This window comes from Ilumatobacter coccineus YM16-304, from assembly GCF_000348785.1.
In the GTDB taxonomy this organism is placed as follows: Bacteria; Actinomycetota; Acidimicrobiia; order Acidimicrobiales; family Ilumatobacteraceae; genus Ilumatobacter_A; species Ilumatobacter_A coccineus.
Window position 1 is genome coordinate 2,713,513 of record NC_020520.1, and the last position, 23,114, is coordinate 2,736,626.

General features: G+C 67.5%; 18 protein-coding genes. 11 read left to right on the forward strand and 7 right to left on the reverse strand.

Annotated features, from left to right (window positions below; translation table 11 throughout):
- Window positions 1-18: 18 nt before the first annotated feature.
- Window positions 19-444, reverse strand: a complete 426-nt coding sequence (locus YM304_RS12210; protein ID WP_015441999.1) for a hypothetical protein — start codon at window positions 442-444, stop codon at window positions 19-21.
- A gap of 3 nt (window positions 445-447) precedes the next feature.
- Window positions 448-2,724 (reverse strand): aconitate hydratase, encoded by a 2,277-nt coding sequence (locus YM304_RS12215; protein ID WP_015442000.1) that lies wholly within the window; start codon window positions 2,722-2,724, stop codon window positions 448-450.
- A gap of 61 nt (window positions 2,725-2,785) precedes the next feature.
- Here YM304_RS12215 and YM304_RS12220 point away from each other — a divergent pair, with 61 nt between their 5' ends.
- Both YM304_RS12220 and YM304_RS12225 read left to right on the forward strand, forming a co-directional pair.
- Window positions 2,786-3,511 carry a GntR family transcriptional regulator gene (locus YM304_RS12220; RefSeq protein WP_015442001.1) on the forward strand — a complete coding sequence of 242 codons (726 nt, stop codon included), beginning with the start codon at window positions 2,786-2,788 and terminating at the stop codon, window positions 3,509-3,511.
- A gap of 61 nt (window positions 3,512-3,572) precedes the next feature.
- Entirely contained in the window at window positions 3,573-4,802 is a 1,230-nt protein-coding gene (locus YM304_RS12225) for an alpha-hydroxy acid oxidase (RefSeq protein WP_041298255.1), read from the forward strand.
- Here the strand turns inward: YM304_RS12225 and YM304_RS12230 are convergent.
- Together YM304_RS12230 and YM304_RS12235 are read right to left on the reverse strand one after the other, a co-directional pair.
- Window positions 4,758-5,906 carry a hypothetical protein gene (locus tag YM304_RS12230; RefSeq protein ID WP_154723435.1) on the reverse strand — a complete coding sequence of 383 codons (1,149 nt, stop codon included), beginning with the start codon at window positions 5,904-5,906 and terminating at the stop codon, window positions 4,758-4,760. The genes YM304_RS12225 and YM304_RS12230 overlap by 45 nt on opposite strands.
- 79 nt (window positions 5,907-5,985) lie before the next feature.
- The gene (locus YM304_RS12235) at window positions 5,986-6,636 is read right to left on the reverse strand and encodes a nitroreductase family protein (protein ID WP_015442004.1); all 651 of its coding nucleotides are present in this window, start codon (window positions 6,634-6,636) and stop codon (window positions 5,986-5,988) included.
- A gap of 63 nt (window positions 6,637-6,699) precedes the next feature.
- On the opposite strand from YM304_RS12235, the gene YM304_RS12240 reads away from it, so the two are divergent.
- The 5 genes from YM304_RS12240 (at window position 6,700) to YM304_RS12260 (ending at window position 15,138) form a co-directional block, all read left to right on the forward strand.
- Complete coding sequence (locus tag YM304_RS12240; protein WP_015442005.1) at window positions 6,700-7,506, forward strand: crotonase/enoyl-CoA hydratase family protein; 807 nt, start codon at window positions 6,700-6,702, stop codon at window positions 7,504-7,506.
- 30 nt (window positions 7,507-7,536) lie between these two features.
- Window positions 7,537-7,983, forward strand: coding sequence for a GatB/YqeY domain-containing protein (locus YM304_RS12245; protein ID WP_015442006.1), 447 nt, complete (start codon window positions 7,537-7,539; stop codon window positions 7,981-7,983).
- Window positions 7,984-8,243: 260 nt separating this feature from the next.
- Complete coding sequence (gene gltB / locus YM304_RS12250; RefSeq protein ID WP_015442007.1) at window positions 8,244-12,800, forward strand: glutamate synthase large subunit; 4,557 nt, start codon at window positions 8,244-8,246, stop codon at window positions 12,798-12,800.
- A 189-nt stretch (window positions 12,801-12,989) separates the two neighbouring features.
- Window positions 12,990-14,444 carry a glutamate synthase subunit beta gene (locus tag YM304_RS12255; RefSeq protein ID WP_015442008.1) on the forward strand — a complete coding sequence of 485 codons (1,455 nt, stop codon included), beginning with the start codon at window positions 12,990-12,992 and terminating at the stop codon, window positions 14,442-14,444.
- A gap of 43 nt (window positions 14,445-14,487) precedes the next feature.
- Window positions 14,488-15,138 carry a LysM peptidoglycan-binding domain-containing protein gene (locus tag YM304_RS12260; protein ID WP_083908342.1) on the forward strand — a complete coding sequence of 217 codons (651 nt, stop codon included), beginning with the start codon at window positions 14,488-14,490 and terminating at the stop codon, window positions 15,136-15,138.
- A gap of 342 nt (window positions 15,139-15,480) precedes the next feature.
- On the opposite strand, the gene YM304_RS12265 is transcribed toward YM304_RS12260, so the two are convergent.
- The gene (locus tag YM304_RS12265; RefSeq protein WP_015442010.1) at window positions 15,481-16,161 is read right to left on the reverse strand and encodes an MBL fold metallo-hydrolase; all 681 of its coding nucleotides are present in this window, start codon (window positions 16,159-16,161) and stop codon (window positions 15,481-15,483) included.
- A gap of 53 nt (window positions 16,162-16,214) precedes the next feature.
- On the opposite strand from YM304_RS12265, the gene YM304_RS12270 reads away from it, so the two are divergent.
- The 3 genes from YM304_RS12270 to YM304_RS12280 are packed head-to-tail and all read left to right on the forward strand — an operon-like array spanning window position 16,215 to window position 20,562.
- Entirely contained in the window at window positions 16,215-17,435 is a 1,221-nt protein-coding gene (locus YM304_RS12270) for a Gfo/Idh/MocA family protein (RefSeq protein ID WP_083908343.1), read from the forward strand.
- Window positions 17,432-18,934: an aldehyde dehydrogenase family protein gene (locus YM304_RS12275; protein ID WP_015442012.1), complete on the forward strand. Its 1,503-nt coding sequence runs from the start codon at window positions 17,432-17,434 to the stop codon at window positions 18,932-18,934. Before YM304_RS12270 ends, YM304_RS12275 begins: the two co-directional genes overlap by 4 nt.
- A 44-nt stretch (window positions 18,935-18,978) precedes the next feature.
- Window positions 18,979-20,562 (forward strand): M1 family metallopeptidase, encoded by a 1,584-nt coding sequence (locus YM304_RS12280; protein ID WP_015442013.1) that lies wholly within the window; start codon window positions 18,979-18,981, stop codon window positions 20,560-20,562.
- A 28-nt stretch (window positions 20,563-20,590) separates the two neighbouring features.
- On the opposite strand, the gene YM304_RS12285 is transcribed toward YM304_RS12280, so the two are convergent.
- Window positions 20,591-21,310 carry a maleylpyruvate isomerase family mycothiol-dependent enzyme gene (locus tag YM304_RS12285; RefSeq protein WP_015442014.1) on the reverse strand — a complete coding sequence of 240 codons (720 nt, stop codon included), beginning with the start codon at window positions 21,308-21,310 and terminating at the stop codon, window positions 20,591-20,593.
- A 68-nt stretch (window positions 21,311-21,378) separates the two neighbouring features.
- Between YM304_RS12285 and YM304_RS12295 the strand changes: the two genes are divergently transcribed.
- Window positions 21,379-22,320 carry a type II CAAX endopeptidase family protein gene (locus tag YM304_RS12295; protein ID WP_083908344.1) on the forward strand — a complete coding sequence of 314 codons (942 nt, stop codon included), beginning with the start codon at window positions 21,379-21,381 and terminating at the stop codon, window positions 22,318-22,320.
- Here the strand turns inward: YM304_RS12295 and panC are convergent.
- Window positions 22,243-23,106 (reverse strand): pantoate--beta-alanine ligase, encoded by an 864-nt coding sequence (panC, locus tag YM304_RS12300; RefSeq protein ID WP_015442017.1) that lies wholly within the window; start codon window positions 23,104-23,106, stop codon window positions 22,243-22,245. The two genes, YM304_RS12295 and panC, sit on opposite strands and share 78 nt — an antisense overlap.
- Window positions 23,107-23,114 lie beyond the last annotated feature (8 nt).

Below are 23,114 nucleotides of genomic sequence, written 5' to 3' on the forward strand. Positions count from 1 at the left end.
GGGTAGTGTCGGACCGCGTCAGTCGCTCAGCCGGTCGACGGCGTACGCCGTCACGCGCGCTCCGAGCAGCAGTTTCGACGACGCTGCGTCGCTCAGATCGTCGTCGGCGGAGCGTCGCGGGTCGATGTCGCCGCCGGCCACGTACACGTCGACGCCGTGTGCGGTCGCCGCGTCGCGAAACGCCTCGCCGTCGTGGACGTCGGTCGCAAAGGCGACGTCGCCGAGATGCAGGTCGTACGCGAACGCATCGACCACGAGCGCGACGGCTGGTCGCGCCTCGGACAGTTCGTGTGGAAACGACGGCGACGACGCGAACCAGTTCTTCGCTGCGCCGAAGCTCAGCGCCTCGTCATCGGCGGTCTGGAATGCCTCGGCGGGGATGATCAGGCGTGCCCGGCCGTCGACGACCGAGGTGCGCGACCCCGGACGTCGACGGCGAGCCATCGATCAGTTGGCCGACTTCTGGCGGATGATGTTGAGCGCCGAGCCCGCCTCGAACCATTCGACCTGTTCGGGGCTGAACGTGTGCTTGGCCTCGAAGTCGATCGTGGTGCCGCCGGGCTTGACGATCTGGCACTTCACGTTCTCTCCGGGCACCGGCGGCAGGGTGAGCACGTTGATGCGATCGTCTTCGTCGATCTTGTCGTAGTCGGCCGCGTCGGCGAACGTGAGCGGGACCATGCCCTGCTTCTTGAGGTTGGTCTCGTGGATGCGAGCGAAGCTGCGGGCGATCGCCACGAGCCCGAGGCGGAAGCGGGGCTCCATCGCGGCGTGCTCGCGGCTCGAACCCTCACCCATGTTCTCGTCACCGATGACGACCCACGGCTGGCCTGCCTCGTGGTACTCCTTGGCGATCTCGGGGAAGGTCTGGGTCTCACCCGTGAGCTGGTTCTTGCCGTACCCGACCTCGTAGCCGGAGCCATCACCCTTCGAGAAGGCGTTGACCGCTCCGAGGTAGAGGTTGCCCGAGATGTTCTCGAGGTGACCGCGGAACTTCAGCCAGGGGCCGGCCATCGAGATGTGGTCGGTGGTGAACTTGCCCTGTGCCTTCACCAGCACCGGGAGGCCGTTGTAGGCGTCGCGCGGTGCGGGCTCGAACGGCTCGAGGAGCTGCAGGCGGTCGCTCGTGGGGCTGACCTGCACCTCGACGGTGCTGCCGTCGGCCGGGGGAGCGGTGAAGGTGTCTTCGCCCGGGTCGTAGCCGGCGTCGGGGAGGATCTGGCCGACCGGTGCGTCGAGGCTGACCTCGGTGCCGTCGGGCGCCGTGATCGTGTCGGTGGTCGGGTCGAAGTCGAGCCGGCCGGACAGTGCGATGGCCATGACCGTGTCGGGCGAGGTGACGAACGCGAGGGTGTTGGCCGAGCCGTCGTTGCGCTTGGGGAAGTTGCGGTTGTACGAGGTGACGATCGTGTTGATCTGCCCGGTGACCGCTTCGGGGCGGCTCCACTGACCGATGCACGGGCCGCACGCGTTGGCGAGCACGGTCGCACCGATCGCTTCGAGGTCGGCGAGGAGGCCGTCTCGTTCGATCGTGGCACGGGTCTGTTCGGAACCGGGGGTGATCATCAGGTCGATCTTCGAGGTGAGGCCCTTCGCTGCGGCCTGACGCGCGATCGATGCAGCGCGGGTGATGTCTTCGTACGACGAGTTGGTGCACGAACCGATGAGCGCGGCCGACGGCACGAGCGGCCAGTCGTTGGCGCGAGCGGCTTCGCCGACGCCGGCTCCGACCTTGTGCGCGAGGTCGGGGGTGTGCGGGCCGTTGATCAGCGGTTTGAGTTCGTCGAGATCGATCTCGATGATCTGGTCGTACATGGCGCCGTCGTCGGGGCGCAGGTGATCGGCGACCTTGTCGGCGGCGTCGGCGATGGCCTCACGGCCGGTGGCCTTGAGGTACTCGCTCATGTTGGTGTCGTAGCCGAACAGCGAGGTGGTGGCGCCGATCTCGGCACCCATGTTGCAGATCGTGCCCTTGCCGGTGGCCGAGATCGAGTCGGCGCCGGGGCCGTAGTACTCGACGATGGCGCCGGTGCCGCCCTTGACGGTGAGCTGGCGGGCGACTTCGAGGATGACGTCTTTCGGAGCGCTCCAGTCGGAGAGTGTGCCGGTGAGCTTGACGCCGATGACCTTGGGCCACTTGACGTTCCAGGCGAAGCCGGTCATGACGTCGACGGCGTCGGCGCCGCCGACACCGATGGCGACCATGCCGAGACCGCCGGCGTTGGGCGTGTGGCTGTCGGTGCCGATCATCATGCCGCCCGGGAACGCGTAGTTCTCCAGGACGACCTGGTGGATGATGCCCGAGCCCGGGCCCCAGAAGCCGATGCCGTACTTGGCCGACACGCTGCGCAGGAAGTCGTAGACCTCCTTGTTGGTGTCGACGGCGACGCCGAGGTCGATCTGTGCGCCGACCTTGGCCTGGATGAGGTGGTCGCAGTGCACGGTCGACGGCACGGCGGCTTCGTCGAGCCCGGCGGTCATGAACTGCAGGAGCGCCATCTGCGCGGTGGCGTCTTGCATGGCGACGCGGTCGGGGTGGAAGTCGGCGTAGCTCTCGCCGCGTTCGAGCGATTGGTTCTCGGGGTCGCTCAGATGGTTGACGAGGATCTTCTCGGTGAGGGTGAGCGGACGCTGGAGACGGTCACGGGCGATCTGGACGTTGCCCGGGAGGTTCGCGTAGACGGCGTCGACGAGTTCGATGGGGGTGCTGGCGCTGACTGGCATGTAGACAACTATAATACAAGTTGCAGCCATCTTCAAGCCAGCGTGCTAGGAAGGACAGCGAATGAGACGAATCCGATACAAGGATATCGCTGACGAGCTTCGTCAGCGGTTCCGCGATGCTCCGGTCGGCTCCGTGCTGCCGTCGGAGTCCGACATGTCGGCGGAGTTCGAGGTCTCGCGTGTCACGATCCGTCGAGCGCTCGAACTCGTGCGCGAAGACGGCCTCATCGCTGCCCGCCAAGGCTTCGGCTGGTATGTCGCCGGCGAACCGGTCCGGCAGTCGCTCGAGTCGCTCGGCACGATCGAGAGTCAGGTCGAGGGCGTCGGCAAGATCTCCGAACGCAAGGTCGAAGAGTTCGCATTCGTCCAGCCGCCCGCCCGAGTACGCGCGCTGCTGCAGACCGATCAGGTGCTGCGCGTCAAGCGCGTCAACCTGGCCGACGGCGAGCCGTTCGCGGTGGTGACCGTGTGGTGCCCGGCCGACCTGGGCGCCAACCTGTCTCGTCGCGACGTCGAGCAGTTTCCGTTCTACGAACTCATCGACGTCGAACTGCGCGGCGCGACCCAGACCATCGGTGCCGACGCCGCCGACGCGGCGATCTCGAAACTGCTCAACATCCCCGTCGGTGCGCCGCTGCTGCGGTGCCAGCGGGTCACGACCGATCGGGAAGGTCATCCGGTGCTGGTGAGCGAGCACCTGTTCTCGGCGCATCGCACCGAGTTCGTCGTCGAACTCCCACAGGCCGGGCCGAGCCTCACGCCGAGCGGGCTCCGGCTCGTCGACTGAGCGAGTCGCGCCGCGCTCGTCGGTTTGCGGCGAGCGGTGGAGCCCGCCGTAGGGTCGCGGTATGGGTGTCGCTCAGATGTGGAAGACGTTTCGATCGGTCGCACAGTTCGACTCCTTCGAGTTCGATCGCACGACCCGGCGGCTGAAGCGGGTCGCTTCGGTCGACGACCTGCGGCGCCTCGCCAAGCGCAATCTCCCGGCCGGCGTGTTCGACTACATCGACGGCGGTGCCGAAGACGAACGGTCGCTCGCGACGAACTCCACGCACTTCGGTGACCTCGAGTTCCGGCCCCGTGTGATGCGCGACGTGTCCGACCTCGACACGTCGACGACGATCTTCGGCAAACCCGCGTCGATGCCGGTGGTGCTCTCGCCCACTGGGTTCACGCGGATCGCACACAGCCAGGGAGAACTCGCCGTCACGCGGGCGGCCGGTCGCGCCGGCGTGCCGTGGTCGCTGTCGACGATGGGGACGCGATCGATCGAGGAATGTGCCGCCGCCAATCCCGACGGTGAGAAGTGGTTCCAGATCTACACCTGGAAAGACCGCAAGCTGGTCGAAGACCTGGTGGGTCGTGCGAAGGAGGCCGGCTACGGAGCGGTGTGGCTCACCGTCGACACCGCGGTGCTCGGCCGTCGCGAGCGCGACGTCCGTCGAGGCATGACACTGCCGCCCAAACTCGGCCCGAAGACGCTGATCGACGGAGCGATCCATCCGGCCTGGACGTGGGACTTCCTGCGCGCCGAGCCCATCACGTTCGCGAACATCGTCGGTCAGCACGCGGAAGACGGTTCGACGGCGATCACGCTCGCCGACCACGTCGCTCGCCAGTTCGATCAGGCGCTGTCGTGGGACGACATCGAGTGGCTGCGGTCGTTCTGGGACGGACCGATCGTGCTCAAGGGGATCCAGACCGTGGCCGATGCCGAGCAGGCCGTGGCGATGGGGGTCGAGGGGATCGGGCTGTCGAACCACGGCGGACGTCAACTCGACGACGCGCCCAGCCCGGTGTCGTTGATCGAGCCGGTCAAGCAGGCGGTCGGAGATCAGGCCACGGTGATCTGTGACGGTGGCATCCGACGCGGCAGCGACATCGTGAAGGCGTTGGCGCTGGGTGCCGATGCGGTGTCGCTCGGACGGCCGTACTTCCTCGCGCTCGGCGCGGGCGGCGAAGCAGGCGTCGACTGGCTGCTCGACTTCCTCCGAACCGGGCTCGAACGCACCATGGCACTCACCGGCTGCCGGTCACTCGCCGAGATCGACCGCAGCCTCGTCGACTGGAAGCGTTGACATCGGGTTCTCGATGACCGGTGCGACCTCGTAGGTCTCGGTGATCGAGAAGGCCGCGAACCCTCCGATCGCCGGCGTCTCGATGTGGGCGCCGACGACGTTGTCGCCGCTCGGATCGAACGTCAGTCGGACCACCACGCTCGACGCCGAGTCGACCGTCTCGTCGATCAGCCCCCAGGGGGCGAGCCAGGCGTTGCGAGCGTCGAGGTCGGCGGCGGCGAAGGCGGCGTCGTCGATCATGACGACTCGCGACGGGCCGTCGACGGTGTCGGACACGACGTACGGAGTCACGGCGGCAGGGACGACCTCGTCGACCGACGGGATGCCGTCGAGACCGACGACCGGGATCGCACCGAACGGGTCGCCGGCGAGTTCGTACCATTCGCCATCGTCGCCCGACTGGCCGTAGTAGGCGTCGCCGATGTGGCGGAAGCTGATGCCGTCGCTGGCGACGACCGCGTAGTCGTTCGACTCCGAATCGACGACGATGTCGAGGTCTTGTCCCGAGGGGTCTTCCCAGGTGAAGCGATACCCGGCGTCTGCGACTTCGATCGGGTTCCCCGTGGCATCGAGTCCGAGTTCGGCGAGCAACTCCTCCTCCTGGCCGTTCGCATTGATGTCGGCGACGACGTCGTTGGCGTCGTCGAGGATCTCGCCGATGGCGGTCTCGGGTTCGGAGTCGACGTCGGCGGCGACGTTGCCGTCGGCGGCGGGCCGAGGGCGCGTGACCGGGGGAGCGTCGGCACCGTCGGACGACGAATCACCGCTGAGCACGAAGAAGCCGGCGATGCCGACGACGATGGCGGCGAACAGTGCGATGAGCAGTCCGACGGGCGGTCGGCGCTTCTCGTCGTTCGACGGCGCGTCGGGGTCGGTGTCGCCGGGAGGTGCGACCGGTGGGATCGCGGTGAGCGGTTCGGCGGAATCGGTTGCCACATCGGCGGTTGCGGGCGCGGCCTGTGGGGCACCGGGCGGCGGCAGCACGGGCAGCGACGGCGGTGTTGCGGGCGCGGCACCGGTCGGCGGGGGCAACGGAACCGACGGCGTGGCAGGGCCAGGTGCCGGCAGTGTCGAGCTGTCGAAGGAGGAGAATTCAGTTGCCACGCCAATACATCGGCGTGACTTGAGACGACCTTGAATTCTCGATCGTCACGAAGCAGGTGCGCTCACCGAGCAGGTGCGCTCACCAGCCATCCCAGTGCATCACGTCGTCGAGCGGGAGACGCTTGGCCAGCTTGAAGTCGGTGCCGATCGTGTGGGCGATGGGGAACAGTCCGGCTTGCGTCACCTTGTCGTGGGGGATGCCGAGCAGTTCGGCCGCTTCGGCGTCGCCGCCGTCCATCAGGTGGATCGTGGTCCACGCCGAGCCCATGCCGCGCTCGCGCAGTGCCATCATGAAGCTCCACACCGCCGGAAGCAGCGAACCCCACGCCGATGCCGCCTGGAAGCCGGGAGCCCGATCGAGTTGCCCGTCGATGCACGGAATCAGCATCAGCGGCGAGCGGTGGAAGTTCTCGACGAGGTGCACCGCCGACGCGGTGACCTTGTCCTTCTGTTCGTAGCGGAGGTCGCCCGGCTCGTACTCGTTCGAGGCTGCCATGGCGGCGTACTTCTGGAAGTTGCGTGCGTAGATGTCGGCGAGCGCCTGCTTCTTGGCGGCGTCTTCGACGACGACGAAGTGCCAGCCCTGCTTGTTGGAGCCGGTCGGAGCCTGCAGCGCGATCTCGAGGCACCGTTCGACCTCGGCACGGTCGACCGGGCGGTCGAAGTCGAGTCGTTTGCGCACCGATCGGGTGGTCGTGAGCACTTCGTCAGCAGTGAGTCCGAGTTCCATCCCGGCAGCATGGCACCTTGCCGGACGATGTTTCGAACGGGCCGACTTCCTATGATCGGCGTCATGTCCGATCGCGTCACCATCACCATCAACGACGGCATCGCCGACGTCAAGCTCACCCGCGCCGACAAGCGCAACGCGCTCGACGGGGCCATGTTCTCCGCACTCGCCGAGGCGGGGGAGCGGCTCAAGTCCGAGAGCGGCGTGCGCGTCGTGGTGCTGTCGGGCGACGGGGCGTCGTTCTGCGCCGGTCTCGACATGGCGAGCATGCAGGCGATCGGCGGTACCAAGGCGGCCGCTGACGACGAGGGCAACCCGGGGGCGATGAAGGACGGCCGCATCACCCACCTCGGTCAGCAGGTGTGCTGGGTGTGGCAGGAACTGCCCATGCCGGTGATCGCCGCCGTGCACGGCCACGCCCTCGGCGGCGGGTTGCAGATCGCGCTCGGTGCCGACATCCGCATCGTGCATCCCGACACGAAGCTGTCGGTGCGCGAGGTCTACTGGGGCCTCGTTCCCGACATGACCGGAACGTTCATGTTGTCGAAGCTCGTCCGCCCCGACATCGCCCGCGAGCTCACCTACACCGCTCGGATCTTCTCCGGAACCGAAGGCGCCGAACTCGGGTTGGTCACGCGGCTGAGCGACACGCCGTACGACGATGCGCACGAGATGGCGCGCGAGATCGCCGGTTGCAGCCCTGGGGCCGTACGCGGCGCCAAGGAACTGTTCAACGCGCTCCAGCACGACGGTGCTGCCGACGCCTTCGCGGCGGAGCGTCGGGTGATCGGTGACCAGATCGGGTCGAAGAACCAGGTCGAGGCCGTGATGGCCAGCTTCGAGAAGCGCACCCCCGAATTCGTTGACTGATTCGGTCGGGCCAGCCACCACACTGTCGTCATGCTGATCGAGCAGATCCGAGCCGACCTGATCGCCGCCACCAAGGCGCGTGAGACCGATCGTCAGCGCACGCTGCGCTCGGTGATCGCTGCCGTCCAGGAGGCCGAAGTGTCGGGTGACGCCGCATCGACGCTCGACGACGACGGCGTGCAAGCGGTCATCAAGGCGCAGGTCAAGCGCCGCATCGACGCCGCCGAAGCGTTCGAAGCCGGCGGTGCCGACGATCGCGCCGCAGCCGAGCGCGCCGAACTCGCGATGCTCGAGGTGTACCTCCCGGCCGCCCTCACCGACGACGAGCTCGATGCCATCGTGTCGTCGGTGTTCGAGGCGAACGGCTTTGCCACCAAGGCCGACATGGGCAAGGCGATGAAGGCGGTCAACGCCGAAGTGGCCGGTCGCGCCGACGGGCGTGTGGTGGCCGATCTCGTCAAGTCACGCCTCGCCTGAGCCGGGCGCGGCGCCCGGCAGCGTCCGGGTGGCCGCCGTGTGTGACCCCGTCAACACCATCGCTTGTGATTCCTTTCACGACCGAACGAGGTGTCGCTGGCTGCGGGTTGACCACTAGGATCGGAAATCCGCTGGTCACAGAGTTGTCGCCAGCATCCTCAGCGTTGAGGTTCCGCCAGGAGATCAGTGTCGATCTTCGGTGTCGATTGATTTCCACCGTCGGGCGTCGTCGCCCGCCCTCGACCATTTCAGGATGTGACATGCAGCAGCCGCTTCAGCACGCGCCCAGCAAGACAGGTCTGTACGACCCGCGCAACGAACACGATTCGTGTGGCGTCTCGTTCGTCGCAAACCTGAAGGGCGTCCGCTCGAACGAGCTGGTGCAGACCGGCCTCAAGGCGCTCACCAACCTCGAACACCGCGGTGCGACCGGTGCCGAACCCGACACCGGCGACGGCGCCGGCATCCTGCTGCAGGTGCCCGACGCCCTCTTCCGGGCGGTCACCGACTTCGACCTCCCGGCGGCCGGCGCGTACGCCACCGGCATCGCATTCCTCCCTGCCGACGCCGACGCCTGCGAACGAGCCCAGGCGGCGATCGACGCCACCGTCGCCGAGGTCGGACTCACCGTGCTCGGCTGGCGTGACCTTCCGACCAACCCCGACTGTCTCGGCAAGACCGCTCGGGCGGCGATGCCGACGTTCAAGCAGTTGTTCGTGTCCGATCCCGCCGGAGCCACCGGCCTCGAACTCGATCGCAAGGCGTTCGTCGCTCGCAAGCGCAGCCGCCGTGAGCTGGTCGGCGATCTCGACACGTACTTCTCGTCACTGTCGTCGCGCACGATCGTGTACAAGGGCATGCTCACCACGCCGCAGCTGAGCGAGTTCTTCCCCGACCTGACCGACGAGCGCATCGAGTCGGCGTTGCTGCTCGTGCACTCGCGGTTCTCGACCAACACGTTCCCGTCGTGGCCGCTCGCACACCCGTACCGCTTCGTCGCCCACAACGGCGAGATCAACACGGTGCAGGGCAACCAGAACTGGATGCGGGCGCGCGAGGCGATGCTCGAGAGCCCGCACCTGCCGGGCATCGACCGGGCGTTCCCGATCTGCACGCCTGGCTCGTCCGACACGGCCCGTTTCGACGAGGTGCTCGAACTCCTGCACCTCGGCGGCTACCCGATCCACCACGCCGTGATGATGATGATCCCGTCGGCGTGGGAGAACGACACGACGATGTCGCCCGAGCTGCGCGACTTCTTCCGCTTCCACGCGACGATGATGGAGCCGTGGGACGGCCCGGCGAGCGTCACCTTCACCGACGGTGACGTCATCGGCGCCACGCTCGACCGCAACGGACTCCGCCCGAGCCGCTACTGGGTGACCGACGACGACCTCGTGGTGATGGCGTCGGAGGTCGGCGTGATCGACATCGATCCGTCGAAGGTCGTCGCGAAGGGCCGTCTGCAGCCCGGCAAGATGTTCCTGATCGACACCAACGAGGGGCGCATCGTCGACGACGAAGAGATCAAGGCCACCCTCGCTGCCGAGCACCCGTACGGCAAGTGGCTCGAAGACGGACTCGTCAGCCTCGAGAACCTGACGGCACGCGAGCACGTCGTGTTCAGTCACGACAGCGTGCTGCGTCGCCAGCAGATGTTCGGCTACACCCACGAGGAACTCAAGATCCTCCTGGCGCCCATGGCGATCAAGGGCATGGAAGCGCTCGGCTCGATGGGTACCGACACGCCGCTCGCGGTGTTGTCGGAGCGTCCCCGGTTGATCTTCGACTACTTCAAGCAACTGTTCGCCCAGGTGACGAACCCGCCGCTCGACGCGATCCGCGAGGAAGTGGTGACCGCCGTGTCGTCGACGGTCGGCCCCGAGGCCAACCTGCTCGATCCCGGTCCCGACAGCTGCAAGCAGCTGGCGCTGCCGTACGCCATCATCGACAACGACGAACTCGCCAAGATCATCCACGCCAACGACGACGGCGATCACCCGGGGCTCGAAGCGAAGGTGCTGTCGGGTCTCTACCGCGTCGAAGACGGAGGGCCCGGCCTCTCGGCGGCGCTCGACCGCATCTGCCAGGAAGCGTCGTCGGCGATCGAGAACGGTGCCCGCATGCTGGTGCTGTCCGACCGGAACGCCGACTCGGTCGACGCACCGATCCCGTCGCTGCTGCTCACGGCCACGGTCCACCATCACCTCGTGCGCACCAAGCAGCGCACGATGACCGGCCTCGTCGTCGAAGCCGGCGACGCCCGCGAAGTCCACCACATGGCGCTGCTCATCGGATACGGCGCCGGCGCGATCAACCCGTACCTCGCCTTCGAGTCGATCGAAGACCTCATCGCCGAAGGCATGCACAGCATGGGCGGCCTCGACCCGCAGGAGTCGATCCACCGCTACATCAAGGCGTGCAACAAGGGCGTCGTGAAGGTGATGTCGAAGATGGGCGTGTCGACCGTGGCGTCGTACACCGGTGCCCAGATCTTCGAAGCGATCGGTCTGAGCCAGGAGCTCGTCGATCGGCACTTCACCGGCACGATCAGCCAGCTCGGCGGCATCGGCATCGACGAGATCGCCGCCGAGGTCGCCGCTCGCCACGAGATGGCGAACCCGAAGCGGCCCGAAGAGCGTGCGCACCGCAAGCTCGAACTGGGCGGCGAGTACCAGTGGCGTCGTGAAGGCGAACGCCACCTCTTCAACCCGGAGACGGTCTACAAGCTGCAGCACTCGACCCGCTCGGGTCGCTACGACATCTTCAAGGAGTACACGGCGTCGGTCGACGACCAGTCGAAACACCTGATGACGCTGCGCGGCCTGTTCGAGTTCGCGACCGAGGGACGCCAGAGCATCCCCATCGACGAGGTCGAGCCGGTCAGCGAGATCGTCAAGCGCTTCTCGACCGGCGCGATGAGCTACGGCTCGATCTCGGCCGAAGCCCACGAGACGTTGGCGATCGCCATGAACCGTCTCGGTGCCAAGTCGAACACCGGTGAAGGCGGCGAAGACGCCGAGCGGTTGTACGACCCCGAGCGTCGCTCGTCGATCAAGCAGGTCGCCTCGGGCCGGTTCGGCGTCACCTCCGAGTACCTCACCAACTCCGACGACATCCAGATCAAGATGGCGCAGGGCGCCAAGCCCGGCGAGGGCGGCCAACTTCCCGGGCACAAGGTGTACCCGTGGATCGCGAAGACCCGTCACTCGACGCCTGGTGTCGGCCTCATCAGCCCGCCGCCGCACCACGACATCTACTCGATCGAAGACCTCAAGCAGCTCATCCACGACCTCAAGAACGCCAACCCGTCGGCTCGCGTGCACGTCAAGCTCGTCGCCGAGACCGGCGTGGGTACGGTCGCCGCCGGTGTGTCGAAGGCCAAGGCCGACGTGGTGCTGATCTCCGGCCACGACGGTGGTACCGGCGCCAGCCCGCTCACCTCGCTCAAGCACGCCGGTGGTCCGTGGGAACTCGGCCTCGCCGAGACACAGCAGACGCTGATGCTCAACGGTCTGCGCGACCGGGTCGTCGTCCAGGCCGACGGTCAGATGAAGACCGGCCGCGACGTCGTCATCGCCGCACTGCTCGGCGCCGAGGAATTCGGCTTCGCCACGGCGCCCCTCGTCGTCTCGGGCTGCATCATGATGCGGGTGTGTCACCTCGACACGTGCCCGGTCGGCATCGCCACCCAGAACCCGGTCCTGCGTGACCGCTACTCGGGCAAGGCCGACTTCGTCGTCAACTTCATGCAGTTCATCGCCGAGGAAGCCCGTGAGATCATGGCGGAGCTCGGGTTCCGCACCATCGAGGAGATGGTCGGTCACGTCGAATGTCTCGACACCCGCTCGGCCGTCGACCACTGGAAGGCGTCGGGGCTCGACATCAGCCCGATTCTCAAAGTGCCCGAGAACCCGTACGGGCAGACGATGCACCAGAGCGTCGCCCAAGACCACGAACTCGACGTGGCGCTCGATCAGCAGTTCATCGAACTCGCCCAACCGGCGATCAACGACGGCGAACACGTCTCGATCGAGTTGCCGATCCGCAACATCAACCGCACGACCGGCACACTGCTCGGCCACGAGGTGACCAAGAAGTGGAAGGGCGCTGGGCTGCCCGACGGCACGATCGACATCACGCTCACCGGTTCGGCCGGCCAGAGCTTCGGTGCGTTCCTCCCGGCAGGCATCCAGATGCGCTTGATCGGCGACACCAACGACTACCTCGGCAAGGGCCTCTCGGGCGGGCGACTCATCGTCCACCCGCATCCCGACGCCACGTTCACCGCCGAAGAACAGGTGATCGCCGGCAACGTCATCGGGTACGGCGCCACCACCGGCGAGATCTATCTGCGCGGCATCGTCGGCGAACGGTTCTGTGTCCGCAACTCCGGTGCCACCGTCGTGAGCGAAGGCATCGGCGACCACGGTTGTGAGTACATGACCGGCGGTCGAGTCGTCGTGCTCGGCGAGACCGGCCGCAACTTCGGTGCCGGCATGTCGGGCGGCATCGCCTACGTCTATGACCCGCTCGGCACGTTCGGCGAACGGGTCAACTACGACATGGTGCAGCTCGAACCCCTCGAAGACAGCGACCGCGAGTTCTTGCAGACCACGATCGAACGTCACCGTGAGCTCACCGGTTCGGCGATCGCCGACCGCATCCTCACGTCGTGGTCGGTCGAGAACAGCCACTTCCGCAAGGTCATGCCGACCGACTACAAGCGGGTCCTCGAAGTGATCGACGCTTCCAAGGCCGCCGGACTCGACGAGGAAGCCACCGTCGAGAAGATCATGGAAGCAGCCCGAGCATGAATCACGGCACTCGGCCTCACTCGCTTCGCTCCGTTCGGTCCGAACGGCTCGTTCGCTGCGCTCACTCGAATCGAGCGGCTTCGCCGCGCTCACCACATCGCCTCACGACAAGTCGACTCGGCTCGGGAGTCGGGGCAAGGCCCTCCGCTCCGCACCGTGTGGCGTGCACACTTCTGAAAGGCATTCACCATGGGTAAGCCGACTGGGTTCTTGGAATGGGGACGGGCGACGCCGGCGCATCGGCCGGTGCCGGTGCGATTGCGCGACTGGAACGAGGTGTACGAGCCGTTCGACCAGGACGAGCTGAACCGGCAGGCCGGGCGCTGCATGGACTGCGGCATCCCGTTCTGCAACAACGGGTGCCCGCTCGGCAACCTCATTCCCGACTGGAACGACCTCGTCTTCCGCAACCAGTGGCAGGACGCGATCGAGCGCCTGCACGCCACCAACAACTTCCCGGAGTTCACCGGGCGGCTGTGCCCGGCACCCTGTGAGTCGGCGTGCGTCGTCGGCATCAACCAGGACCCCGTGGCCATCAAGCAGGTCGAGGTCGAGATCATCGACCGCGCCTTCGACGAGGGCTGGGTCGTGCCGCAGGTGCCGTCGGTGCGAACCGGCAAGCGCATCGCCGTCATCGGGTCGGGTCCGGCCGGACTGGCCGCCGCCCAGCAGCTCACCCGCGCCGGCCACGAAGTGGTCGTGCTCGAACGCGCCGACCGCATCGGCGGTCTGCTCCGCTACGGCATCCCCGAGTTCAAGATGGAGAAGCGCCACATCGATCGACGCCTCGAACAGATGAAGGCGGAAGGCACCGAGTTCCGCGTCAACGCCGCGGTCGGTGAGACCGTCGACATGGAAGTGCTCCGCGCCTCCCACGATGCGGTCGTGCTCGCGTGCGGAGCCACGAAGTGGCGTGACCTACCGATCCCCGGACGCGACCTCGACGGCATCCATCAGGCGATGGAGTACCTGCCGGGTTCGAACCGAGTGCAGCTCGGTGACTTCGATCAGGCCCCGATCGACGTCAACGGCAAGCACGTCGTGATCATCGGCGGCGGCGACACCGGCGCCGACTGCCTCGGCACAGCGCACCGTCAGGGCGCTGCGTCGGTGACGCAACTCGAGATCATGCCGATGCCGCCCGAGACCCGGGCCGCCGATCGCAACCCGTGGCCGCAGTTCGCCATGGTCTACAAGGTCACCTCGGCGCACGAAGAGGGCGGCGAGCGTCTGTACAGCGTCAACACCGAGGAGTTCATCGGTGGCGACGACGGCCGGGTGAAGGCGCTGCGCCTCCACGAGGTCGAGATGATCGACGGCAAATTCACCAAGATCGACGGCACCGACCGCGAGATCCCCGCCGACTACGTGTTCCTCGCGCTGGGCTTCGTCGGCCCCGAGCGCGGCTCGTGGCTCGACGAGATGTCGCTCGAATACGACGCCCGCGGCAACGTCATGCGCGACGACAACTACATGACCAACCAGCCCGGCGTGTTCGTGGCCGGCGACATGGGCCGCGGCCAGAGTCTCATCGTCTGGGCGATCGCCGAAGGCCGCGCCGCCGCGGCCGGCGTCGACGAGTACCTGATGGGCGAGACGCTGCTCCCGGCGCCGATTCCGCCCACCGCCCGGCCACTGATGTGAGGGTGACACCGAGCGCGTGCAGCGAGGGAATAGCCTGGGACGCATGGTTCTGAAAGATCGACGTCGTTTCGCCGTGGCCGTGTGGCCGGTCGCCCTGGCCGGACTCGTCCTCGGCGCCTGCGGAGGCAGCGACGCCGCCGGTCCGTCGGTGAGTACCGTCGATCTCAGTTCGACCGCGTTCGTCACCCGGCCTCCCGAGACCACCTCCACCACGATCGCCGGCGTCGTCGACGATTCGATCGCGGCCGGCGAACAGGAATACACGATCCAGAGCGGCGACTTCCCGCTGCGCGTCGCCGACCTGTTCGGCGTGTCCGTCGAAGACATCGGTGCCTACAACGGCTGGGCCGGCTGCACGTCGCTGAACTGCCCGCAGTTCCCTGGCATCGGCTCGATCATCAAGATCCCGCCGGGCGCCACCAACCTCAACGTCTCGACGCCCGTCGATCCCGGCGTCGAAGTCGTCACCGGCGGCGAAGCCGAACAACCGGTCGGCGACACCATCCCCGAAGCCGGCGACAACTGTGCCCCGGGCAGCTACACGATCGAAGAAGGCGACACGACCCGCCTCGCCGTCGCGAACAAGTTCGACGTCACCGTCGAAGCCATGGACGCCGCCAACGCCCAGACCAACGGCTACAGCGCGTTCTACCCCGGCCTCCAGATCGTCATCCCCGCCAAATCCGACTGTTAACACTTGTTGGTGCCCGCAGGGACGTGCGACCGCATGTCTCAGGTGCGAGCACCGACGCCAGCCTTGCTCGCTGGCGCTCGCGGCGGCGGCCGTCACGATGTCGGTGCCCGCAGGGACGTGCGACCGCATGTCTCTGGTGCGAGCACCGACGCCAGCCTTGCTCGCTGGCGCTCGCGGCGGCGGCCGTTGACCATGTTGGTGCCCGCCGTTACATCGCTCCCGGAGCGCTGTCATTGACTTTCTTGCCGGTGCAGTGAGCGCCAGCGAGCAAACCTGGCGTTTCGCTCGCACCTGAGGTCTGCTGTCGCACGTCTCGGCGGGCGAAAAAAGGCAGAACGGCCCCTAGATCTGGTCGAAGACGAAGTTGATCTGCTTCACGGTCTCCATCGACGCGCTCGACGCTGCCGAATAGCGGTGTCCCGGGTACAGAATCGTGTCGTCGGGAACCTCGGCCAGACGTTGCAGGCTCTGGAGCATCTGCTGCGCGTTCGAACCGGGAAGATCGGTCCGGCCGCAGCCTTCGAGGAACAGCGTGTCGCCGGCCACGAGTCGACCATCGACCAGGAAGCACTGACTCCCCGGCGTGTGGCCCGGCGTGTGCAACAGCGTGATGTCGATCTCGCCGACGCGGAGAACGTCACCCGACGAGTGGGTGACGAGGTGATCGTCGCGGACCTCGGTGGTCTTCTGGACCCACTCGTGCTCATCGGCCTGGATGTGGATCGGACAGTCGACCCGGTCGAGGAGCGCAGCGATGCCTTCGATCGTGTGGCCCATCATCGACCCGCCGACGTGATCGGGGTGATAGTGCGTGGCGAGGACACCGGTCACCGTCATGTCGTCGACGGCGACCGCGTCGACGAGGTCGTTCACGGCGTACGCCGGGTCGACCAGGACGCACTCGCCGGTCTGTCGATCACCGATGGCGTAGACGAAGTTGACCATCTGCTGAGCGAGCGGGTCGCCCACGGCGAAGTCCTGCCCGGAGAGCAGTTGGCGGAAGTACAGACGATCGTCGCTCATCACGACAGTGTGGCAGCTCGGTTGCGCGATTGACGTCCTACGCTTGGCACCGTATGAGTGACAACGCGACCTCCTCACCCGACACGGGTGCGCCAGTCCGGTATGGCGTGATCGGTACCGGCATGATGGGTGTCGAGCACATCCAGAACATCCTCGCGATGGAAGGCGCGGTGGTCACCGCAGTCGCCGACCCGCACCCCGAGTCGCAGGAGTGGGCGCGAATCGCGGTACGCACGTGGTTCGACCAGAAGCCGTACCAGCACGGCCTGGTGAGCGCCGGGTCCGACGGTCCGGTCGCACCCGCCGAACTGGCCGTGTTCGACGACCACGTCGCGCTGCTCGACTCCGGCCTCGTCGACGCCGTCGTCGTCGCCTCCCCGAACCACACGCACGTCGACGTGCTGCTCGACGTCCTCGACCGGCCGATCCACGTGCTCGTCGAGAAGCCGCTGTGCACCACGCTCGAAGACTGTCGCCGCGTCATCGAAGCGGCCGACGCCTCGAAGGAACGCTTCCCCGACCGTGTCGTATGGATGGGTCTCGAGTATCGCTACATGCCACCGATCCGCCGCCTGATCGCCGAGGTCGACGGCGGCACGATCGGTGCGCCGCGCATGGTCGCCATCCGCGAGCACCGGTTCCCGTTCCTCGTCAAGGTCGACAACTGGAACCGCTTCAGCCGCAACACCGGTGGCACGCTCGTCGAGAAGTGCTGCCACTTCTTCGACCTGATGATCAACATCATCGGGTCGAAGCCGACGCGTGTCATGGCGTCGGGCGGTCAGGACGTCAACCACCTCGACGAGACCTACGACGGCGAGGTACCCGACATCCTCGACAACGCGTACGTGATCGTCGACTTCGAGAACGGGGCCCGGGCGATGCTCGACCTCTGCATGTTCGCCGAGGCGAGCAAGAACGAACGTGAGATCAGCGTCGTCGGCCCGAAGGGCAAGCTCGAAGCCCTCGACACCGAGAGCCTCATCCGCGTCGGCCGTCGCACCGACGACATCGTGAGCGGTATCAACATCGTCAGCGAGGAGCGCGTGAGTGCCCCCGACGTCAAGCACGTCGGCCTCCACCACGGCGCCAGCTACCTCGAGCACGTCGACTTCCTCGACGCCATCGTGTCGGGCCGGCCCGCGGCGGTCACGCTGCGCGACGGCCTGTGGTCGGCGGCGATCGGGTTCGCCGCGCACCGTTCGATCGACACCGGCGCTCCGGTCGACCTGTGGACCCTCGACGAGTTGTCCGACCTGGAGTTCGTCTCGTGACAGGACGCCTCGAGTCGCTCACAGCCGGACAACCGATCGTGTACGGCGGCGACCGTGTCACGCACGTCGACGACGACCTCGCTGCGGCGTTTGAGCCCGGCGACCATCTCGTCGTGGTGCAGCAGACCGGCGATCTTCTACACGTTCCGCAGTCGGAGCATCACATCGTCGAGTCTGCGGTCACCGCCGCACTCGACGGTTTCGCCGAACTCGCCCGTTCGTCCGACGAGCAGATCACCGCGTTCTTCGAGCGCTTCGCCGATCTGCTCGCCGACGACGAGGTGTTCGCTGTCATCGCGTCGGCGAACGACGCCGACGTCGCGGCGGCAGCAGCGAGGGGCCGCTCGACCACCCGACTCGAACTCGGCGCCACGATGCGCGACGACATGATCGCCGGTCTTCGCGAGTGGGCGAAGGCTGACGCCGGTCGCGACGCGATCATCGACGTGATCGAACATCCGGGCTGGACGCTGGAATCCCGCCGTGCACCGCTCGGCGTCGTCGGGTTCGTGTTCGAGGGACGCCCCAACGTGTTCGCCGATGCGTGTGGGGTCGTCCGCACCGGCAACGCGGTCGTGTTCCGCATCGGCTCCGATGCGCTCGGCACCGCACGCGCGATCGTCTCGTCGGCGCTGCGGCCCGCACTCGAAGCGGCCAGCCTCCCGACCGGCATCGTCCAGTTGGTCGATTCGGCCAGTCGCTCGGCCGGGCACGCGCTGTTCAGCGACGCTCGACTCTCGCTGGCTGTCGCCCGTGGCTCCGGCGCTGCCGTGTCGCAGCTCGGCGCCGTCGCCGCGCAGGCCGGCGTGCCGGTGAGCTTGCACGGCACCGGCGGCGCCTGGATGGTCACGGGCCTCGGCGCCGACTCCGACACGGTGACCGCGGCGGTCACGCACTCACTCGACCGCAAGGTGTGCAACACGCTCAACGTCGTGGCGGTGCCCCAGGAAATCGCGGAGACGATCGTTCCTGCCGTGCTCGCCGGGCTCGACGCAGCCGCCGCAGCGCGCGGCACCGTCGGACGGCTCCACGTGGTCGAAGGCGGCGAACACGTCGTCCCCGCCGAGCGCTTCGTGCGGCAGGTCACCATCGATCGAGCCGACGGTCCGTCGGCAGAGACAGCGGCGTCGCCCATCGCCGAATCGGGCCTCGCCACCGAGTGGGAGTGGGAGAACTCGCCCGAGATCACGCTCGTCGTCGTCGACGACGTGGCGCACGCCGTGTCGCTGTGCAACCGCTACAGCCCGCACTTCGTGGCGTCGCTCGTCACCGACGACACCGCCGAGCACGATGCGTTCTACGCGGCGGTCGACGCTCCGTTCGTCACCGACGGCTTCACCCGCTGGGTCGACGGCCAGTACGCACTGAACAAGCCCGAACTGGGTCTGTCGAACTGGGAAGGCGGGCGGATGCTCGGCCGCGGCGGCGTGTTGTCGGGCGACAGCATCCACACCGTCCGCTATCGCGCCCACATCGCCGATCACGGCACCCACCGCTGACCGGACCGGAGGCGCTGCTGTCGCTACGGTGACGCGGTGATCGTATGGCGACGTTGACACCGCCCCGTGTGCTGTTGGCCGCCGCGGTCGTGCTCGCCGCATGCTCGAGTGTGCCGGTCGAGACCGAGCGGGCCGACGTGGCTGTCGGGCCGGTACCGACGATCCCCGGGCCGCCCGCCACGTCGACCGAATCGGCGGACACCGAAACGACCGCCAGCGCACCGCCCGACACACCGGCGACGACCGACACGGCGCCGACGACCGACACGGCGGTGCCAGATCCCGAACGGACGCGAGAGCCCGACCTCGGCGTCGGCGACGACCTCTTTCCCGATCTCGGTTCCTCCGACGTCGACGTCCAGTCGTACCTCGTGCGACTCACCGTCGACCCGAGCCGCGACGAGATCGACGGGATCGTCACCATCGAGGCGGAGATCGCCGACGACATCGCCGTGATGCCGCTCGATCAGATCGGACTCGATGTCGATCAGGTCGCCGTCGACGGCGACGAGGCCGAGTTCGAACTCACCGACACGGAGTTGCTCGTCGAGTTGCCGCCCGACGTCGCCAGCGTCGTGACGGTGCGCATCGAGTACTCGTTCGTCCCCAACGGTGCGACCTCGGCGGTGGGACTCCCGTCGGGTTGGTTCGTCAACGCGGCGACCGATGACTCGTACGTGCTCAACGAGCCCGACGGCGCCCGATCGTGGATGCCGAGCAACGATCACCCGTCCGACAAGGCGAAGTGGACGTTCGAGGTGACCGTGCCGCCGGGAACCACGGCGGCGGCGAACGGCGAGCTCATCGCACGCACGTCGGTCGACGGCGACGACGTGTGGATCTGGGCCGAGTTCGAACCGATGCCGACCTACCTGGTGCAGCTGATCGTCGGGAGCTACGAAGTCGTCGTGGCCGACCCGGTCGAACTCGCTTCGGGCAGAGAGGTGCCGCTCACCCACGTGGTGCCGGCGGGAGAGCGCACCGTGTTCGAGGCGGCGTTCGAGTCGATCGGTCCGCAGATGGACTTCTTCGAGGCTCGCTTCGGCCCGTACCCGCTCGAACGCTACGGACTCGCCTTCGTCAACGATCTCTCGGGGCTGGCGATGGAGACGCAGGGGCGCTCGATGTTCGGCGCCGACGACTTCGCCCCGGAGGCGCCCGAGTTCCTGCAGGAACTGTTGCTCTCCCACGAGCTGGCCCACCAGTGGTTCGGCAACGCGGTGAGCCCGGCGACCTGGGGCGACATCTGGCTCAACGAGAGCCTGGCCACGTACGCCCAGTGGCTGTGGCTCGACGAGGCCGGCCTGCAACCCCTCGACGACTTCGCCGCGGAGATGCTCGCCCGGCGACAGGTCGACGGCGAGTCGACCGGCGACCCGAGCGTCTCCGAACTGTTCGGCTTTCTCCGCTACGACGGCGGCGCACCGATCGTCCACGCGCTCCGTCTCACGATGGGCGACGACCCGTTCTTCGAGCTGTTGAGCGACTGGGTCGCCGACAACGCCGACACCTCGCGCACGACCGACGACTTCATCGACCTGGCCACCGAGGTTCACCGCAGCGACCTCACCGCCTTCTTCGACGCCTGGCTCTTCGCCGGCGATCTTCCCGACGAGTACCCGAGCTGACCGCGGGCCGCTCGTCGACCAGGCCGTGCTACTCGACGATGTCGGTCTCGGGCAGCGGCATGTGGAAGATGCCCGCCTGCGCGGAGCGCCAGTCTCCGACCCAGTCGAGTGCATCGAGCTGTGCAGCGCTGCGACGACTGCCGAGCGCCCGCATCAGTTCGAACGATCCGTCGGGCGCACCGGAGAGGTCGAGGGTGATGGTGGGCTCGGCGTCGGCGGGGCCGCCCGCCTGCCAGACGCCGGCGTCGCAGGCGAACCGCACGACGTCGCCCGAGCCGCTGGTGCGCAGGTCTCGGTCCATGATCAGCTTGGTGAACCCGAGGGTCAATGCCACGCCGCGGCTGTCGCGCCCGCCCGGTCGGCCGACCGCATGTCGAATGTCGTGTTCGTGTGCGACCGCATCGAGAACCATGCCGGCCATCTGGCCACCGCCGCTGACCATCAACTCCTTGAATGGCGGCGTGACCGACGCCCACTCGGCCATGATCTGCTCGACGTCGTGGCCGGCCCGATCGGCGATCGTGCGCGCCACCCAGGCGTCGGCGTCTGCTCCGGGAAGGTCACCGGCGAGAATCGACGCCGGGATCGCTGCCAGGTGAGCACAGGCGTCGTGCACGGTCCAGTCCGGACACGCAGGCACCACGCGCTCCGCGTCGTCGTCGCCCAGCGTCGACACGAGTTCGGCGATTCGTCGGCGGCACGCATCGTATTCGTCGGCGCATTCGGCCCAGTCCAGCAACTCGTTCATCTCGTCGAGTGTGTCAGAGTCGATTCGGTGTCTCGGAGCCGGTGCGTCGCGTACCCTGCGGGGCAGCGATGAGCGATCTGCCACCACCGTCCGTTCCGGCACCCGTTCCGCCGCCGCGATCGGGGCCGCCGAATCCGCCGTGGCCGCAGGCCGGTCCGGTCTGGAGCGCACCGCCGGTCCCCGGGTTCGCCCCGCCCAAGCCGCCGCACGAGACGCTGCCCTGGCAGCCGGGAGTGGGCGCGGTGACGGTGCTGATCGTCTCGCTGATCGCCTCCAAGTTCCTCCTCGACGCGCTGGTCGAGTTCGATTGGCCGATCGTGGTCTACGTGGTCATCCTCGGACTCGTCGGGTACGGCCCGTCGGTGGCGTGGTGGCTGGTCGCATCGAAACGATGGGGGACCGGGCAGCCGATCCGCGATGTCGGCGCCACACCGCGCTGGTCCGACCTCGGGTGGGGCCCGCTGATCTGGTTGGCGGCGATCGGCACACAGGTCGTGATCGCCATCGCGGTGATCGGCTTCGACATCCCGATCTCCAACAACACCGACGGCATCTCCGAACTGCAAGCCGATCGGAGCTACGTCGTCGCAATCGTGATCACCGCGGTGATCGCCGCACCGCTCGTGGAGGAGATCGTGTTCCGCGGCTTGATGATGCGCAGCCTGCTCGGCAGGTTCGGGCCGGTCGTGGCGGTCGGGATCCAGGGCGTGCTCTTCGGGCTCGCACACGTCGACCCCGTGCGCGGTGCGGGGAACATCGGCCTGGCGCTGGTGCTGAGCGGCGTCGGATGCGCCCTCGGCGGATTCGCCTACCTGCTGCGTCGTATCGGGCCGGCGATGGTCGCTCACTCGATCTTCAACGGCGTGGCGATGATCCTCGTGCTCACCGGCGTGGCCGATCGGGTGCGCGAGGAGAACCCCGACCCGTTCGGGTCAGTCGTCGGGAAACAGATCGCGGTTGTCGATGAGGCGAACGTCGTCGAACCACACGGCGGTGGCGACGCGAGCTGACCCGGGCTCCGAGTGCTCGTCGAAGGAGTCGAGCGGGCGGAGGGTGGAGGCGTCGAAGACCACGGTGTACTCGTGGCGCGCCCGAGGTTCGGCCGCCACGACCTGCTCCGCAGCGGCCACGGCCTCGGCGGGCGTTGCTCCGGCCGCGGTGGCGGCGACCGCCGCGTCGAGCGACCGGGGCACCGCGACCGCACGACGGCGATCGTCGGCGCTGAGGCGCACGTTCCGGCTCGATTGCGCCAGCCCGTCGGTTTCGCGCACGATCGGATGACCGATGATCTCGATGCCCATGTCGAGGTCGGCCGCCAAGCGCTTGATGATCGCCAGCTGCTGGTAGTCCTTCTGACCGAACACGGCCGTGTCGGGTCGGACCGCACCGAACAGCTTCGCCACGACCGTGACGACACCTTCGAAATGCCCCGGTCGCATCGCTCCCTCCATCACCTCGGCGAGCTCGCCGGGCACGACGCGTGTCTGGTGCCCGGACGGGTACATCGTGGCGGCGGTCGGGGCGTAGACGGCATCGACGCCCACGGCCTCACACATGGCGACGTCGTCGTCGATCGGTCGCGGATAGCTGTCGAAGTCGGCCGCTTCGTTGAACTGCAACGGGTTGACGAAGATCGACACCACCACGTCGTCGCAGCGGCGTGAGGCGTCGGCGACGAGCGCCATGTGACCGCTGTGCAACGCGCCCATCGTCGGGACGAACCCGATCGAGTGGCCGGCTCGACGCCGTGCGTCGGACCAGCAACGCATCTCGTCAGGTGTACTCAGGACCTTCATGGCGCCGA

Bases quoted from the DNA above. Each gene is read 5' to 3' on its own strand.
- YM304_RS12235 (WP_015442004.1), bottom strand. From the start codon at position 6,636: ATGGAACTCGGACTCACTGCTGACGAAGTGCTCACGACCACCCGATCG.
- YM304_RS12280 (WP_015442013.1), top strand. From the start codon at position 18,979: ATGGCGACGTTGACACCGCCCCGTGTGCTGTTGGCCGCCGCGGTCGTG.
- gltB (WP_015442007.1), top strand. From the start codon at position 8,244: ATGCAGCAGCCGCTTCAGCACGCGCCCAGCAAGACAGGTCTGTACGAC.
- YM304_RS12285 (WP_015442014.1), bottom strand. From the start codon at position 21,310: ATGAACGAGTTGCTGGACTGGGCCGAATGCGCCGACGAATACGATGCG.
- YM304_RS12210 (WP_015441999.1), bottom strand. From the start codon at position 444: ATGGCTCGCCGTCGACGTCCGGGGTCGCGCACCTCGGTCGTCGACGGC.
- panC (WP_015442017.1), bottom strand. From the start codon at position 23,106: ATGAAGGTCCTGAGTACACCTGACGAGATGCGTTGCTGGTCCGACGCA.
- YM304_RS12260 (WP_083908342.1), top strand. From the start codon at position 14,488: ATGGTTCTGAAAGATCGACGTCGTTTCGCCGTGGCCGTGTGGCCGGTC.
- YM304_RS12295 (WP_083908344.1), top strand. From the start codon at position 21,379: ATGAGCGATCTGCCACCACCGTCCGTTCCGGCACCCGTTCCGCCGCCG.
- YM304_RS12245 (WP_015442006.1), top strand. From the start codon at position 7,537: ATGCTGATCGAGCAGATCCGAGCCGACCTGATCGCCGCCACCAAGGCG.
- YM304_RS12255 (WP_015442008.1), top strand. From the start codon at position 12,990: ATGGGTAAGCCGACTGGGTTCTTGGAATGGGGACGGGCGACGCCGGCG.
- YM304_RS12270 (WP_083908343.1), top strand. From the start codon at position 16,215: ATGAGTGACAACGCGACCTCCTCACCCGACACGGGTGCGCCAGTCCGG.
- YM304_RS12240 (WP_015442005.1), top strand. From the start codon at position 6,700: ATGTCCGATCGCGTCACCATCACCATCAACGACGGCATCGCCGACGTC.
- YM304_RS12265 (WP_015442010.1), bottom strand. From the start codon at position 16,161: ATGAGCGACGATCGTCTGTACTTCCGCCAACTGCTCTCCGGGCAGGAC.
- YM304_RS12215 (WP_015442000.1), bottom strand. From the start codon at position 2,724: ATGCCAGTCAGCGCCAGCACCCCCATCGAACTCGTCGACGCCGTCTAC.
- YM304_RS12220 (WP_015442001.1), top strand. From the start codon at position 2,786: ATGAGACGAATCCGATACAAGGATATCGCTGACGAGCTTCGTCAGCGG.
- YM304_RS12225 (WP_041298255.1), top strand. From the start codon at position 3,573: ATGGGTGTCGCTCAGATGTGGAAGACGTTTCGATCGGTCGCACAGTTC.